The 14,738-nt window shown below is 73.4% G+C and carries 8 protein-coding genes; 1 reads left to right on the top strand and 7 read right to left on the bottom strand.

The annotated features are described in order from the left end of the window. Positions 1 to 151 precede the first annotated feature (151 nt). Genes ACFV46_RS25835 through ACFV46_RS25855 form a run of 5 tightly spaced genes read right to left on the bottom strand, consistent with a single transcriptional unit; the run spans position 152 to position 8,128 of the window. Positions 152 to 757, bottom strand: coding sequence for an ATP/GTP-binding protein (locus ACFV46_RS25835; RefSeq protein ID WP_361935772.1), 606 nt, complete (start codon positions 755 to 757; stop codon positions 152 to 154). Continuing rightward, positions 738 to 4,388: a hydantoinase B/oxoprolinase family protein gene (locus ACFV46_RS25840; protein ID WP_385499907.1), complete on the bottom strand. Its 3,651-nt coding sequence runs from the start codon at positions 4,386 to 4,388 to the stop codon at positions 738 to 740. Before ACFV46_RS25840 ends, ACFV46_RS25835 begins: the two co-directional genes overlap by 20 nt. A 24-nt stretch (positions 4,389 to 4,412) precedes the next feature. Continuing rightward, positions 4,413 to 4,808, bottom strand: a complete 396-nt coding sequence (locus tag ACFV46_RS25845; RefSeq protein WP_151782985.1) for a DUF742 domain-containing protein — start codon at positions 4,806 to 4,808, stop codon at positions 4,413 to 4,415. A 9-nt stretch (positions 4,809 to 4,817) separates the two neighbouring features. Continuing rightward, a complete protein-coding gene (locus ACFV46_RS25850) occupies positions 4,818 to 5,255 on the bottom strand; it encodes a roadblock/LC7 domain-containing protein (RefSeq protein WP_151782986.1) in 438 nt (145 codons plus the stop codon). Beyond that, complete coding sequence (locus ACFV46_RS25855; RefSeq protein ID WP_385499909.1) at positions 5,252 to 8,128, bottom strand: nitrate- and nitrite sensing domain-containing protein; 2,877 nt, start codon at positions 8,126 to 8,128, stop codon at positions 5,252 to 5,254. Before ACFV46_RS25855 ends, ACFV46_RS25850 begins: the two co-directional genes overlap by 4 nt. 419 nt (positions 8,129 to 8,547) lie before the next feature. On the opposite strand from ACFV46_RS25855, the gene ACFV46_RS25860 reads away from it, so the two are divergent. After that, positions 8,548 to 9,078, top strand: a complete 531-nt coding sequence (locus tag ACFV46_RS25860; protein WP_376729697.1) for a hypothetical protein — start codon at positions 8,548 to 8,550, stop codon at positions 9,076 to 9,078. A 61-nt stretch (positions 9,079 to 9,139) separates the two neighbouring features. On the opposite strand, the gene ACFV46_RS25865 is transcribed toward ACFV46_RS25860, so the two are convergent. Together ACFV46_RS25865 and ACFV46_RS25870 are read right to left on the bottom strand one after the other, a co-directional pair. Further along, positions 9,140 to 13,801: a hypothetical protein gene (locus tag ACFV46_RS25865; protein WP_385499910.1), complete on the bottom strand. Its 4,662-nt coding sequence runs from the start codon at positions 13,799 to 13,801 to the stop codon at positions 9,140 to 9,142. 46 nt (positions 13,802 to 13,847) lie between these two features. Next, the gene (locus tag ACFV46_RS25870) at positions 13,848 to 14,729 is read right to left on the bottom strand and encodes a hypothetical protein (RefSeq protein ID WP_385499912.1); all 882 of its coding nucleotides are present in this window, start codon (positions 14,727 to 14,729) and stop codon (positions 13,848 to 13,850) included. Positions 14,730 to 14,738 lie beyond the last annotated feature (9 nt).

A 14,738-nucleotide genomic window follows, 5' to 3' on the forward strand; every position in this document is an offset into this window, starting at 1 on the left:
TGGGGGGTGCCGGTCCCGGTGTAAGGATCCCGGAGCGGGGCACACGCGTGTGCGGGCCGCGCGAACCCACAGGCGCGTGGACCCACGGGCCGCGGCCCGTACCCCGGTCGGCGGGGGTACGGGCCGTGGCCCTCGGCGGATCGTCCCGCTGTCAGGTGGTCACTGCGTGGCGGCGCTCCGCCTGGAACGCCATGGCGTGCTGGACGACGCCGATCAGGACCTCCTTGACCGATTCGCGCTCCCGGGCGTCGCACAGGAGCAGCGGTACGTCCGGGTCGAGGTCCAGGGCCTGCCGTACGGTCTCCGCGGGGTAACGGGCGGCGCCCTCGAAGCAGTTGACGCCGACGACGAAGGGGATGCCTCGCCGCTCGAAGTAGTCGACGGCCGCGAAGCAGTCCTGGAGGCGGCGGGTGTCGGCCAGGACGACGGCTCCGAGCGCCCCCTCGGACAACTCGTCCCACATGAACCAGAACCGCTCCTGACCGGGCGTGCCGAAGAGGTACAGCACCAGGTCCTCGCGCAGGGTGATGCGCCCGAAGTCCATGGCCACGGTGGTGGTGCGCTTGCCCTCGACACCGCTCGTGTCGTCGATCGGCCGTCCGGCCTCGGTGAGCAGCTCCTCGGTGCGCAGCGGCCGTATCTCGCTGACCGCGCCGACGAGCGTGGTCTTCCCCACGCCGAAGCCGCCGGCCACGAGGATCTTGAGCGTGACGGGCTCGACCGGAGGCTTCCCGCGCTCAGAACGCCCGAAGATCATCGATCTCTTCTCCTGCTTGATGGGGGTCGTGCGGCGGTGGGCCGTAGCCTCCGCCGCCGGGGGTTTCGACGACGAGTACGTCGCCGGGGCCGACGTCGGCCGAGTCGCTTCCGGCCAGCGTGGTCACCGTGCCGTCCGCGTGTTCGACACGGTTGGCGCCCAGAGCGCCGGGTGCGCCGCCCGCCATGCCGTAGGGCGGCACCCTGCGGTGCTGGGACAGCGTCGACACGGTCATGGGTTCGAGGAAGCGGATGCGGCGCACGGCGCCGTCGCCGCCGCGCCAGCGTCCGGCGCCGCCGCTGCCGTGCCGGACCGCGAACTCGTCGAGCCGTACGGGCAGCCGCCACTCCAGCACCTCGGGGTCGGTAAGGCGGGAGTTGGTCATGTGGGTCTGGACGACGGGGGCACCGGGGAATCCGTCGCCCGCGCCGGACCCGGAGGCCACGGTCTCGTAGTACTGGTGGCGCGCGTTGCCGAAGGTGACGTTGTTCATGGTTCCGGAGCCCTCCGCCTGGACGCCGAGGGCGGCGTAGAGGGCACCGGTGATCGCCTGGGACGTCTCCACGTTGCCCGCGACGACGGCGGCCGGGGGCTCCGGGGCGAGCAGGGAGCCGGGCGGCACGACGATGCGCAGGGGGCGCAGGCAGCCGTCGTTGAGGGGGATGTCGTCGGCGACCAGGGTGCGGAAGACGTACAGGACGGCGGCGTTGACGACGGCGAAGGGGGCGTTGAAGTTGCTGGTCAGTTGGGGGGACGTGCCGGTGAAGTTGACGGTGGCGGTGCGCTGGGCGCGGTCCACGCGCACGCGTACGCGGATGACGGCGCCGGAGTCGGTCTCGTAGGCGTACTCGCCGTCGTCGAGGGCGTCGATGACACGGCGGACCGCTTCCTCGGCGTTGTCCTGGACGTGCCGCATGTAGGCCTGGACGACGTCGAGGCCGAAGTCGTCGATCATGCGGGCGACCTCGTCGGCGCCCTTCCGGTTGGCCGCGATCTGGGCCCGCAGGTCGGCGAGGTTGGTGGTGGGGTTGCGGGAGGGGTGGGGCGCCTCGGTGAGCAGGCGGTGGGTCTCCTCCTCGCGGAAGCGGCCGTTCTCGGCGAGCAGCCAGTTGTCGAAGAGGACGCCCTCCTCGTCGATGGTGCGGCTGTTCGCGGGCATGGAGCCCGGCGCGATGCCGCCGATCTCGGCGTGGTGACCGCGTGAGGCGACGTAGAAGAGGATGCTCTGTTCACCCTCCGTGTCCGTCCGGGGGTCGGTGCCGAAGACCGGGGTGATCACGGTGACGTCGGGCAGGTGGGTGCCGCCGTGGTACGGGTCGTTGACGGCGTAGGTGTCGCCCGGGCGCATCCGGTCGCCGCGGCGGCGGATGACCTCTTTGACGCTCGTTCCCATGGAGCCCAGGTGGACGGGGATGTGGGGGGCGTTGGCCACCAGGTTTCCGTCCGGGTCGAAGAGCGCGCAGGAGAAGTCCAGGCGCTCCTTGATGTTGACGGACTGGGCCGTGGACTCCAGGCGGGCGCCCATCTGCTCGGCGATGGACATGAAGAGGTTGTTGAAGACCTCCAGCAGAACCGGATCGGCTTTCGTGTCGAGTTCGGAACTCTCCGTGACCGCCACGCGTTCCATGACCAGATGCCCGTCGTCGGACGTCCCGGCTCGCCAGCCGTCGTCGACGACGGTCGTCGCACCGGACTCGGCGATGATCGCCGGGCCGGTCACGGATGCGCCGGGGGCCAGCCGCTCCCGGCGGTGCAGGGGGACGTCGCGCCAGGTGCCGCCCATGTGGAGGGGGACGGTGCGCGGGTCCTCCGCGCTGTCCTCGCGGGCGGTGCCGGGGGGCGCGAGAGCGGAGAGATCGGGGGGTTCGGTGATGCCGGTGGCTTCGACGGAGAGGGCTTCGACGACGATCGGGCGGTCGAGCGTGAAGGAGTACGTGGCGCGATGACGTTCTTCGAAGGCTCGCCGCATGGCGTCCGGCGCGGTGAGTTCTACGGTGAGGGTGGTGTCGGTGCCGTCGTAGCGCAGCTGGGCGCGGCGGGTGACCCGGATGCGGTCGGCGGGGACGTCCTCGTCGAGGAGTTCGGTGCGGGCGGCCGCCTCGAGGTCGTCCGCGGTCTTCAGGACGCCGCCCATCGACGTGGGCTCCAGAGGTGCCTCGACGGACTGTTCCCGCATGGCCGTGGTGTCGGCGAGGCCGATGCCGAGCGCGGACAGGACACCGGCCATGGGGGGCACGAGGACGGTGCGAATGCCCAGGGAGTCCGCCACCTTGCACGCGTGCTGGCCGCCGGCACCGCCGAAGGTGGTGAGGGCGTAACGGGTGACGTCGTGCCCCTTCTGGACGGAGATCCGCTTCACGGCGTTGGCGATGTTGGCGACCGCGATCCGCAGGTAGCCCTCGGCGACCTGTTCCGGGGTGCGGTCGTCGCCGGTGCGGTCACGGATCTCGGCCGCGAGCGCGGTGAAGCGTGCGCGGACGAGTCCGGCGTCGAGGCGCTGGTCGCCCCGGGGGCCGAAGACGGCGGGGAAGTGCGCGGGCTGGATGCGGCCGAGCATGACGTTGGCGTCGGTGGCGGTGAGCGGGCCGCCGCCCCGGTAGCAGGCGGGCCCCGGGTCCGCGCCCGCCGAGTCAGGCCCTACGCGGTACCGCGAGCCGTCGAAGTGCAGCACCGAGCCGCCCCCGGCCGCGACCGTGTGGATGTCCAGCATGGGGGCGCGCAGCCGGACCCCGGCGATCTGCGTGGTGAAGACGCGCTCGTAGTCGCCGGCGAAGTGGGACACGTCGGTGGAGGTGCCGCCCATGTCGAAGCCGATGACCCGGTCGTGGCCGGCGAGCTGCGACATGCGGGCCATGCCGACGATGCCGCCCGCGGGACCGGAGAGGATGGCGTCCTTGCCACGGAACTGTCCCGCTTCGGCGAGGCCGCCGTTGGACTGCATGAACATCAGCCGTACGCCGTCGAGTTCGTCGGCGACGTGCTGGACGTAGCGGCGCAGGACCGGCGAGAGGTAGGCGTCGACGACCGCGGTGTCCCCGCGGGGCACGAGCTTCATCAGGGGGCTGACCTCGCTGGACAGCGAGATCTGCGGGAAGCCGATACGGGCGGCGAGCCGGCCGATGTCCTGTTCGTGTCCGGGGTGCAGATGGCTGTGCAGGCAGACGACGGCGACGGCCCGGATGCCGTCGTCGTACGCCTCCTGGAGCGGGCCGGTGAGGGCCCCCAGGTCGGGGGCGCGCAGCACGGTCCCGTCGGCCGCGATGCGTTCGTCGACCTCGACCACCCGTTCGTACAGCAGCTCCGGGAGGTCGATGCGGCGGGCGAAGATGTGCGGGCGGTTCTGGTAGGCGATGCGCAGGGCGTCACGGAAGCCGCGGGTGATCACCAGGAGGGTCCGCTCGCCCTTGCGTTCGAGGAGGGCGTTCGTGGCGACGGTGGTGCCCATGCGGACGGCTTCGACGGGGGCGGTGGAGTCGCCGAGGAGTTCACGGACGCCCGCGACGGCCGCGTCCGCGTAGCGGGCCGGATTCTCCGACAGCAGTTTGTGGGTGAGCAGCCGGCCGTCCGGGCGGCGCGCGACGATGTCCGTGAAGGTGCCGCCCCGGTCGACCCAGAACTGCCAGGCTGTCACGTCACTACCCCGCTTCCGCGCCGCTCACAGCGCCCGCAGGCCGTCGATCACGTCGCGCAGAATACTCTCGTCGACCATCTCGGCCGGTGGGACGGGGCGGTTCACATGGACGAATTCGCCGTCCACGAGGTCGCCGACGAGGACCCGTACCACTCCTACGGGCAGGTCGAGCTCGGCGGAGAGTTCGGCGACGGACTGCGGGGTCTCACGGCACAGTCCGACGATCTCCACATGTTCCGGGGACAGCGTCGAGTCGGCTTCCGGATCGTCCGCGTGCGGTTCGGTGACGACCACCGCGATCAGGTCGAGGCGGTGCTGGGCCGCACTCGTGGTGCGGCCGCGTGTCATCGCGTAGGGGCGGACGACCGGTCCGGCCTCGTCGTCGAACCAGTGGCTTCTTCCCTGACCGTCAGCGCTCATGCCTTCCCACTACCCGCCGGAGGACAGATCGGTGCGCGGTGCGGTCCCCAGATGCACGCCGACCCGCTTCACGAGGAGTGTCATCTCGTAGGCCACCTGGCCGACGTCGGAGTCCGCGTCCGAGAGCACCGCGAGGCAGCTGCCGTCACCTGCGGCCGTCACGAACAGGAAGGCCTCGTCGAGTTCGACGACGGTCTGGCGGACGCTTCCCGCCTCGAAGTGCCGGCCCACGCCCTTGGCGAGGCTGTGGAACCCGGAGGCGACGGCGGCCAGGTGCTCGCTGTCCTCACGGGTCAGGTCCTTGGACACGCCGGTCGCCAGGCCGTCCCCGGAGAGCACGACGGCCTTGCGGATGCTGGCGACGCGGTCCACCAGGTCGTCGAGAAGCCAGTTGAGCTCGCCGTTCTGGGTGGTCGCGGCGTGGTCGGTCGCCTTTGGTGCGGTCATCGACCGTCCCCCTTTGTCGTTCCCTGTGGTGCTGTGCCGCCCGGGGCGGTGTCGTCGCCCGCGGCGTTCTCCTCACGCCCCCGCTGCCAGCCGCGCTGGAGCGAGGCCATACGGCTGCGTACCTCGTCCGCGTCGCGTTCGCCGGGGTCCGGCGCCGCGGGGCGGGGGGCGGGTGCCTTCTTGAGCTGGGGTGCCAGGCTGGCCTGCCGGACCCGCCGGGGCAGTGGGCCCGTGCCGGGTGCGGGCGGCTGCGGGGCCGCGCTCCGGTCCGGGGTGGTGTCGTCGGGTCCGCCGGCCGCGATCTCGGGGCGCCGGGCGCGCCCGGTCAGGGCGGCGGGCTCGTGCGGGCCTACGGCATCGGGCCTGGCGGTGTCCGGTGCTTCGGACCGGTCGGATCCAGCCGTCCGTCGGGGGCCGGCGGGCTCGCCGGACCGCTTGGGTTGCGCCGCGTCGGCGATGCCGCCCCGGGGGCCTGTGCCGCGGCGCCGGGTGGGCAGCGGGGCGAGGCCGTCGGGCTGGGGGCGACTCGGGCGGTACGACGGTTCCGCGTCGGTCTTCTCCAGGCGGGTCCGGTGGTCGGTGACGGGCCGTCCATGGGAGCTGACCAGCTTGGGGGCGCCGCGCCGGGGCAGCGGGACCGGGGCGTTCGGGTCGTCGTCCGGGTCGTCGGGGACCCCGGCGACCGGGCCCAGATCGCCGCGCCGGCTCGCGGTGTCGTCCTCGGAGTGGCCGAAGGCGCGTCGCGGGTGGAAGAGGCCGCCGCGCTCGCCGTCCTCCTCGTCGAGGGGGTCCGGGAAGTCGCTCAGGGCGTCGAGGTCGACGGGGGCCTCGAGCTCGACGGGGCCGTCGAGGAGCGCGGCCGGCAGCCCCGGCGTACGGGCCGGCACCTTCGAGAGCGCGGCTCGTCGCGACTCCTCCAGTTCGGCCTCCTTCGAGTGGGTGGGCCGGTCGAGGCGGAAGCCGATGCCGTTGGTGTCGGGGACGTCGTCGGTGAGGAGGGCGTCCGGGATGAAGACGACGGCGGTGGTGCCGCCGTACGGCGAGGGCTGGAGGGAGACGCGGACGTTCTGCCGCTGGGCGAGCCGGCTGACCACGAAGAGACCGAGCCGGTCGGTGTCGGACAGCTCGAACTCGGGGGTCTCGGCGAGCCGGAGGTTGGCGTCGAGCAGGGCGTCGGCGGCCATGCCCAGGCCACGGTCGTGGATCTCCAGGGTGAAGCCGTTGGCGACCCGCTCGCCGAGGACCTGGACGGCGGTGTGCGGCGGGGAGAACACCGTGGCGTTCTCGAGGAGTTCGGCGACCAGATGGGTGAGGTCGGCGACGGCCGGTCCGGTGACGGCGACGCGGGGCAGCCGGCGCACCTCGATGCGCTCGTAGTCCTCGACCTCGGCGACCGCGGCGCGTACGACGTCCATGAGCTGGACGGGTTTGCGCCACTGCCGGGACGGGGCGGCGCCGGAGAGGATCACCAGTCCCTCGGCGTGGCGACGCATGCGCGTGGTCAGGTGGTCCAGCCGGAACAGGTCGGCGAGTTCGTCGGTGTCCTCGGTCCGGCGTTCCATGGTGTCGAGGAGGGTGAGCTGCTTGTGGAGGAGGACCTGGCTGCGGCGGGCGAGGTTGACGAAGACCTCGGAGACGCCGGCGCGCAGTTCGGCCTGTTTGACGGCGGCCTCCACGGCGGCCCGCTGCAGGGTGTTGAGGGCCTGGCCGACCTCGCCGATCTCGTTCTTGTCGAAGGCCAGACGCGGGACCTCGGTCTCGACGTCGACCTGTTCACCGGCGGAGAGACGGCGCATCACGCTGGGCAGCCGGACGCCGGAGGCCTCGTGGGCGTCGAGGCGGAGCTGGCGCAGGTCCCGGACGAGGCCGCGGCCGATCCGTACGGACAGGAAGAGCGAGAACAGCACGGCGAGCAGTCCGAGGACGCCTGCGACGACGGCCTTGACGATGACGCCCATCGCGACGGGGCGGACGCGGTCCTGATAGCGGTCGCCGGCCTCGTCGTTCAGTGTGCCGAGTTCGTCGAGCACACCGCCGGCGGCGGTGTCCCAGTCCTGGGCGTCCACGGTGCTGGGGCGTCCCGGCTGGGAGAAGATGACGGACTGCTCGGCGACCCGGAGCGGGGCCGTGGAGCCGTTCTTCCAGAAGTGCTGGAAGCGTTCGCGTTCGGACGAGGGCAGGTCGGTCAGGCTCAGCTCGTACATCAGGGTGCGCTGGGCGATGAGATCGGAGACGTCGCGGATCTCGTCGCGGGTGAGCCGGCCGACCACGAGGGCGGAGCTGAGCAACGCGTCCTCGCGGGAGAGCAGTTCGCGGGCGCGCGTGACATTGAGGAGGGCGCGGGCCTCCTTGTCCATGGCGACGTTGTCGATGCCGTCGAGGGAGGCGAGGAGGGCGTAGCAGGGTTCGACGAGGAGGTTGTACTGGTGGAGCGCCTCGGCGCGTTTCACCGTCCCGTCCTCGACGCTGCGGCGCAGGGGCCCGATGCCGTCGAAGGCGTCCAGCACGGCGGTGAGGTGTGCGGTGTCGCTCGCGTCCATGCCGTCGCGGACGTCGGAGTCCTGGGCGTTCCGGCGGATCTCGGCGATGGCGGTGTCGGTGGCCTTCCGGCTCTCCCGGAGGGCGGACAGCGCGTCCGAGGCGCGGCGGTCGGCGAGGTAGACGAGGGCCTGGCGTCGCTCCTGCTGGATGACCCTGACGGCGTCCTCGGCGGAGTAGCCGATCTTCTCGACGAGGGAGGACACCGTGAACAGCTGGGCCACCTCTCGCCCGGTGAGTACCGTGGCGAATCCCCAGATCGCGGTCAGGGACACCAGCGGCACGAGAAGCAGCGCCACCATTTTCCGGCGGATCGACTTCCCGCGAAAGCGCATGGCCTCCCCCAGCTCGGTCCCCCTGCCGGCCAGGGGGCACACCTGTGCGTCAACAATGGGCGCGAGCCTACTACCGACGCACTGGTAACTCGAAGAGACATCCGGAGCCTGAACTTCCGCACTGGTGACGAGACATGGGGAGTTGTCCGGTCATGACGGGAATTACCTCCCGCAAACATCGTGCACCCCGATGAATCGTTCCGGCCCACCCGCTCGGCCAGTTGGCCGGAAATCTCTCTTCGGGGGAATCTTCCGGGGGCGCTGATCGTCCTTCTCTACGGGAAATGGGGGCGGATTGGACCACGAGAGCCGCATCCAGCCCCCCGGCGGCGTAAAGCAGCGCAAGCCGGGCAGTCGCTGAGGGGCTGGGTCTTGGGATGCGGGCGAGCGGTCCGCGGACGGTGGGGAGTGACACGGTGATGGGTACGGCGGAGCAGCGCGAGGCGTCCCGGGGCAGCGCTGCGGTGCGGAGCGGACCCGATGTGCCGGCTCGCGACATTCCGGTGACCGGTGACGGGCGTGCCGAGCGGACCGCGGGCGACGAGCGGGCGTGGGCGTCCTACCGGCCGTTGTGGGTCGAGGAGCCGGCGCCGCGGCGGCGTATGCCCGATCCGGTGCGGACGGCGGCGGTGCGGGCGGTTCTCGTCGCCTCCGTGACGCTGATCCAGGCCATGGTGGCGTTCCTGTGCACGCTCGCGGGGTCCTGGCTGGCCTTCCCCATGGTCATCAGCAGTGTGGTCAGCGTCGTCGTGGCGACCTGGGCCGCCCTCGACGTCTGGGTCACCCGCCAGGTCTGGAACCAGCGGCACGGTGTGGTGTCGACGCCCAGCAGCACGGCGCGGTCCCTGCGGCGTGAGCGCCGCGCGGCGCGACGGCAGGCTCGGTCGGCCGAGCGGGCCCAGTCGCGTATACGCCGGCGGGCCGGAGCGGGGCAGCTGTCGCACCCCTGACCCGGCCGGCGCGGGGCAGGTGCCGTACCCCTGACCTCGGCCGACGCGGCGTGGCCGCCCGTCACACCGCCTGTGGGTCCACGGGCGCGGGGCGCTTGAACATCCGGGTGGCGGTGATCTCGCTGTGCCCGGCCTCGCCCGCCTGCTGCTGCGGCAGTCCGGGACGCAGATGCTCCTCCACGCTGATGTACTTCAGACCGGCCCTCAGGTCGGCGTCGTTGCGCAGCCGGATCACGAGCGGGAACTCCGCGAGCGCGGTCGTGTCGAACAGGCCGGTCGTGTAGAGCAGTTGGACGCCGAGCGCGTCGGACACGGCCCGCTGGAGCTCCAGCAGATAGGTGGCGTTGGCCCGCCCGATGGGGTTGTCCAGGAACAGCGTGCCGGCGTGCCGGTGCTTGTCCCGGCCCCGGTCGTTGGACCGCAGGGCGGCCATCGTGCAGTAGAGCGCGATGGCGGCCGTGAGCAGCTGCCCTCCGGAGAACACGTCGCCCATCTGTCCGACGGGCACCCGCTCGGCGCGCAGCACGGCGTCCGGCTTGAGGATCTCGACGGCGACGCCCTTCGGCTGGAGCGCCGCGGCCACTCCGCGCAGCAGCAGGGACATGCCGTCCCGCCGAAGGTCGGAGTTCTTCTTCACGGCGGCCCGGGTGGCTTCGTCGATGACCTCGCCCAGCCGTTCGGTGAGGGTGGCCTGGTCGGGCTCCTCGAAGCGGATGCGCAGGAACTCCTGCCCGGACCACTCCCCCAGTCCCTCGGGCAGCCGGGACAGTCGCTGGGCGGAACGCAGGGTCGCCAGGGCCGACTCCACGAGGCCACGGAGCCGGTCGACGATCGAGTCGCGGTTGCGCTCCAGCTGGGCCAGTTCGTCGGTGAGGACGCGCAGCCGGGGCGCGAAGGCGTCCGCCCACTTCTGGGCGTGCTCGGGCAGCGCGGAGGCGGGCAGCTCGCGGATCTGCTGACGGGCCGGGGTGCGGACCTGTTCGTAGCGGGTGGAGTTGGCGTGCCGGACGAGGACGTCGCTTGCCTCGCGCACGGCGGCCTCCGCGGCGGAGAGGTCGGCGGCGCAGCCACGCAGGGAGCGGCGGGCCTCGGCCGCGGACCGCCGGGCCTCCTCCAGGCTGCCGGGGTAGGGCTCGACCTCCTCCTGCTCCTCGTCCGAGCCGTGCTCGCGCAGCAGGTCGCGCAGCATCGCGGCGATCTCGTCGAACCCACCCGCCGCGTCCTCGGCGGCCCGGTGGGCTTCGAGGAGTTCCGTGTGCGCGTCACGGGCCTGCGCCAACGCGTCGCTGTGAGCCGCGAGTTCACCGGTCGCCGTCCGCAGCAGGGCCTGGGCGTGCTCGGCGTCGCGCGGCTGCAGCTCCTCCGGCAGATCGGTGTGCGCGTCACCTTCCTGGGGGGCGTGGCGCTCGGCCTCGCCGCGCAGCCGGCCCAGTTGCTCGCTGGCGGCGGACATACGGGTCTCCAGGAGCTGGACCAGTTCCTCCGCGCGCGAGGCGGCCGCCTGCCGGGAGGGCCCGTCGGAGCCGTCGGGCGACTCGAGGAGCTGTTCGGCGCGGGTGCGGACCTTGTTGCTCAACCGGTCGAGCTCGGTGCGGGCCGCGCTCTCGTCGCTCTCCGCGCGGGCCTGCTCGGCACGCAGGTCGGCGCCGACACCGACCTTCTCGTACACCTGGGACGCGGCCCGGTACGCCTCACGGAGCGCCGGCAGGGACGCCTTGGGAGTGTCCGCGTCGGTGTCCGGTACGTCGTCGGGGGCGCCCGCGATCTCAGCGCGCTCGGCACGCAGGGCCCGTGCGGTACGGCGCGCGTCGTCGGCGGCGCGCTGGGCGGCACGGCGGTCCTCGTCGGCGGCGCGTGCGCGCTCCAGACAGGACTGGGCACGGGCCTCGGACTCGGCGGCCTCGTCGGCGAGTTCCCTCAGTCTGACCTGCCAGCCGGCCCGCTCGCGCAGCCGGAAGGCGAGTCCGGCGAGGGCGTCGGCGGCGCGCCGTGCCTTCTGCGCGGCCTCCTGGCGTTCGTCGCGGACCGCCGCGGCCTCGGCCGCGGCTTCCTCGGCCTCGGCGCGCAGGGTCCGCGCCTCGGCGAGTTCCGCCTCGGCCTCCTCGGCGAACACGCGCGCTTCCCGGGCGGCCTCGGCCAGTTCCAGCAGCCGTCCGGCCGGGCAGCCGGTGCGCCAGGAGGCCAGGCGTGCCGCCAGTTCCCGGTCCTTGCCGAGGCGGGCGGCGAGGACGCGGATCTCCTCGTCCCGCTCGCCGGCCCGGGCCCGCAGCGCCTGCCGTTCCTCGTCGGCGGCGTGCTCGTCGTGCATGGCCGGGTTCGGTGGCACGAGGAAGACGTCGGTGTCCGGCGCGTCGGCGGCCGGGGTCGGGGCGAGCAGGGCCGCCGCCGTGCCGACCGCGACGGTGGAGCGGGGCAGCAGGGCGGCCTCGGCCAGCGCCTCGCGGGCCCGGGCGTGTGTGCCGGGGTCGGTGATGATCACACCGTCGACGAGTTCGGGACGGGCGGCGAGCACGCGCGCGTGGTCGGCGGGGTCGACGGCCTGGGCGAGATAGCGCCAGCCGGGCAGCGCGGGGATGCCCTGCTCGCCGAGGAACTCCACGGTGGCGAGAACGTCGGGGCCGGGCGGGAGCAGCCCGCCGTCGCCGAGCGCGCCGAGGATCCGGGCGTCGTCGGCGGCGGCCGTCCGCAGGTCGAAGAGCTGGCGCTCGGCGGAGGCCACGGCGTCGTCGAGGAGTTCGCGCAGTTCGTCGGCGAACCGGTCGAGGTCCTCCGGCGTGAGCGCGCCCTCCACGGTCCCGCCCACGTCGGTCCGCGCCCGCGCACCGGCCTGGTCGCCCGTGCGCGGAGCGGGCACCGCGCCGCGCCTGGGACTCGAGTCGCCGGACAGGCCGAGCAGCTCGACCAGGCGTTCCTCCGCCGCGAGGCTCTCGGCGAGGCGGCGCTCGGCGTCGTAGGCGCGCTCCGCCGCCGAGGCGGCGTCGGCCGCGCGGGCCGCCGTCAGCTCGGCGCGGGACTCCGCGGAGGCCGCCTCACGCGCGTGCTCCGAGGCCCGCCGGGAGGCTTCGCGGGCGGTGTCCCAGGCGGCGACGGCGGACTTCTCGGCGTCGCTCGCCGCGAGAGCGGCACGGGCCGGGTCGGCGTCGGGGGCGCTGTCGTCGAGCCAGCCGGCGCGGACGGCCTCGGCGGTCTCCTGCTCGACCTCGGTCAGCCGCTGCCGCAGGTGCCCGGCCTCGCTGCGGGCGCGCTGGGCCTCGGTGGCGGCGGCGGTGGAGTCCCGGTAGGCGGACTCGCCGGCCTCCTGGAGCGCGGCGGACCGTTCCTCGCCCTCGTTGGCCTGTGCCTCGGCGCGCTCGGCGGCCGCGTGCAGGGCGCGGACGAGATCGACGGCCGCCTTGGCGCGGGCGGCCAGCGCGGGCGCCGCGTCACGTTCGGCCTCCTGGATGGCGGCGGCCACGCGTGCCACCCGGTCGGCGGCGGCGCGGTGCCGCAGGACGGCTTCGGCGGCCTGCCAGGCGGAGTGCAGGGTGCGGGCGTCGGCGAGCTCGCGCTTCTGCGCGGCGGCGGACTTCTCGGCGGCGGCGAGCGCCAACGAGGCGTGCCGGTAGGCGAGTTCCGCGGCGATCAGCGCGCTGCGCTCGCGCGCGCCCTCGGCGTGCGTGACGGCGTGGGCGGCCGCGGTGACGCGCTGGGCGAGATCGGCGGCGCGGACCCGTTCCCGCGTGCCCCGCGCGGTGAGGCGCCGGGCGAGGGCGCGGGTGCGGCGCTCGGCGCCGGCGTGGATGTCCCGGGCGCGGGTGCGGGTCTCGGCGGCCTCGACGATCCGGCCGAGCAGGTCGACGGACCCGGCGGTGAAGTCCCGCTCGGCGATCAGCTCGGCGCGCCGGCCCAGCTTGTTGCCGAACCCGCTGACCAGGTCGGCGAGACCGTCGGTGTCGCGGGTGTCGGTCACCGCCCGCAGCAGCAGGTCGGTGAAGTCGGAGTCCTTCTTGACCGCGAAGAGGCCGGCGGCCTCGCCCTCGTCGGCGTTCATCTCCCGCTGATAGCGGAAGAGTTCGGGGTCGAGGCCCAGGTCGCCGAGGTGCTCGATCCAGCGGTCGTGGATGTCCTCCCAGTGCACCTCGAGGTGCGGGTACGCCTTGCCCGCCTCGGTGAGGGCGTCCCGGAAGCCCTTCATGGTGCGCCGGCGGCCCTGCGCGCCGGACTGCCCCTCGATCGGCGGCCGTACGGCGGTGGACTCGGCGACGGGGAGGTTGTCCAGGCTGAGGCCGGGACCGGGGCGGAAGGAGTACCAGGCCTCCGCGAACTTGCGCGGATCGTTGGAGACCTGCCGGCCGCGCCACTCGCTGACCTTGCCCACCACCACGCACTCACCGGTCAGGGTGTGCTGCCACTCCAGGGCGACGTGCCCGCAGTCGTCGGCGAGCAGGAACTTGCGCAGCACGCCGGAGCTGGCGCCGCCCAGGGTGTTGCGGTGGCCGGGCAGCATCACCGAGAAGATCAGCTTGAGCAGGACCGACTTGCCGCCGCCGTTCTCCAGGAAGAGCACACCCGCGGGGGCGGGCCGGCGCCGCGGGCCGACGGGCTCCTCCTCGAAGAACTCCGCCTGGGTGGGCGCGGGATCGGGCACGGGCTCGCCGACACCGCGCAGGTCGAGCACGGTGTCGGCGTAGCGCGCTCCGGCCGGTCCGATGGAGTAGAGGCGGACCCGGGACAGCTCGTACATGGCGGACTCTCGTAAGTCTTCGGCAGGTGGGGGAGGTCGGTGGGGCTCAGGCCGAGTGGAACGGCAGACCGGCGTCGGCCACCAGGTCCAGGGCGTCGGTGTCCTCGGCGGGCAGCAGGGTCGGTGTGCCGTCGGTGACCGGCACGACGCCCAGTTCCAGCAATTCGGTCATCGCGGCGCTGCCCGCCATGTCACGGACCTGGAGCTGGTAGCGGGCCGTGGTGCGGTAGGTGCCGCCGTGGTCGTCGCCGGTCCGCTGGAGGAAGCCGGAGTCGGTGAGGAACGCGACCGCCTTGCCGACGATGCCGGTGGTGGAACCGGCGAGCCGGCGCGCGTCCTTGGTGGCCCCGGCGGCACTGCGTCTGATCCAGATGCGCCAGGCGGCCTCCAGACCGGGGGCGTCCGTGGCGGGGTCCGTGTTCTCACCCTGCTCCTCGGCGCGCTCCTCCAGGCGGCGGCAGGCCTGGCGGACGAAGGCGTCGACGCCGTTGACGGTGACGCGCCCGATGTAGCCGTCGTCGGCGAGGTCCTCCGGACGCGGGAACGCCATCGCGGCGACGGCGAGATGGGCCAGCCCGTGCAGGAAGCGGTCGCCGCCGTCGGCGGACGTGCGCCGCGCGTAGTCGCTCATGCGCACCGCGAACACCGAGTCGTCGGCGGCGGTGACCGCCATGCCCGCGCGCGGGGACACCTCCAGCACGACCAGGCCGAGTCCGGTGGCCACGGCGTCGGCGAGCCGCGCGAACGACGGGTCCTCACGGTAGCGGCGCAGCAGTTCGGTGTACTCCTGGTCGCGGGCGGGCTGGAGCTTGGGTTGCAGCCCGAAGGAGACGAGCCGCGCCGCGTCGGCGGCGTCGGCGGGGGTGACGGCGGCGGGCGCCTGCGGTACGGCGGCCTCCGGCTCACTCCGATCGACGTGCTCGGTCACGGTTGCGGC

This window comes from Streptomyces sp. NPDC059852, assembly GCF_042731455.1.
Taxonomy (GTDB): domain Bacteria; phylum Actinomycetota; class Actinomycetes; order Streptomycetales; family Streptomycetaceae; genus Streptomyces.

Bases quoted from the DNA above. Each gene is read 5' to 3' on its own strand.
- ACFV46_RS25850 (WP_151782986.1), bottom strand. From the start codon at position 5,255: ATGACCGCACCAAAGGCGACCGACCACGCCGCGACCACCCAGAACGGC.
- ACFV46_RS25865 (WP_385499910.1), bottom strand. From the start codon at position 13,801: ATGTACGAGCTGTCCCGGGTCCGCCTCTACTCCATCGGACCGGCCGGA.
- ACFV46_RS25860 (WP_376729697.1), top strand. From the start codon at position 8,548: ATGGGTACGGCGGAGCAGCGCGAGGCGTCCCGGGGCAGCGCTGCGGTG.
- ACFV46_RS25855 (WP_385499909.1), bottom strand. From the start codon at position 8,128: ATGCGCTTTCGCGGGAAGTCGATCCGCCGGAAAATGGTGGCGCTGCTT.
- ACFV46_RS25835 (WP_361935772.1), bottom strand. From the start codon at position 757: ATGATCTTCGGGCGTTCTGAGCGCGGGAAGCCTCCGGTCGAGCCCGTC.
- ACFV46_RS25845 (WP_151782985.1), bottom strand. From the start codon at position 4,808: ATGAGCGCTGACGGTCAGGGAAGAAGCCACTGGTTCGACGACGAGGCC.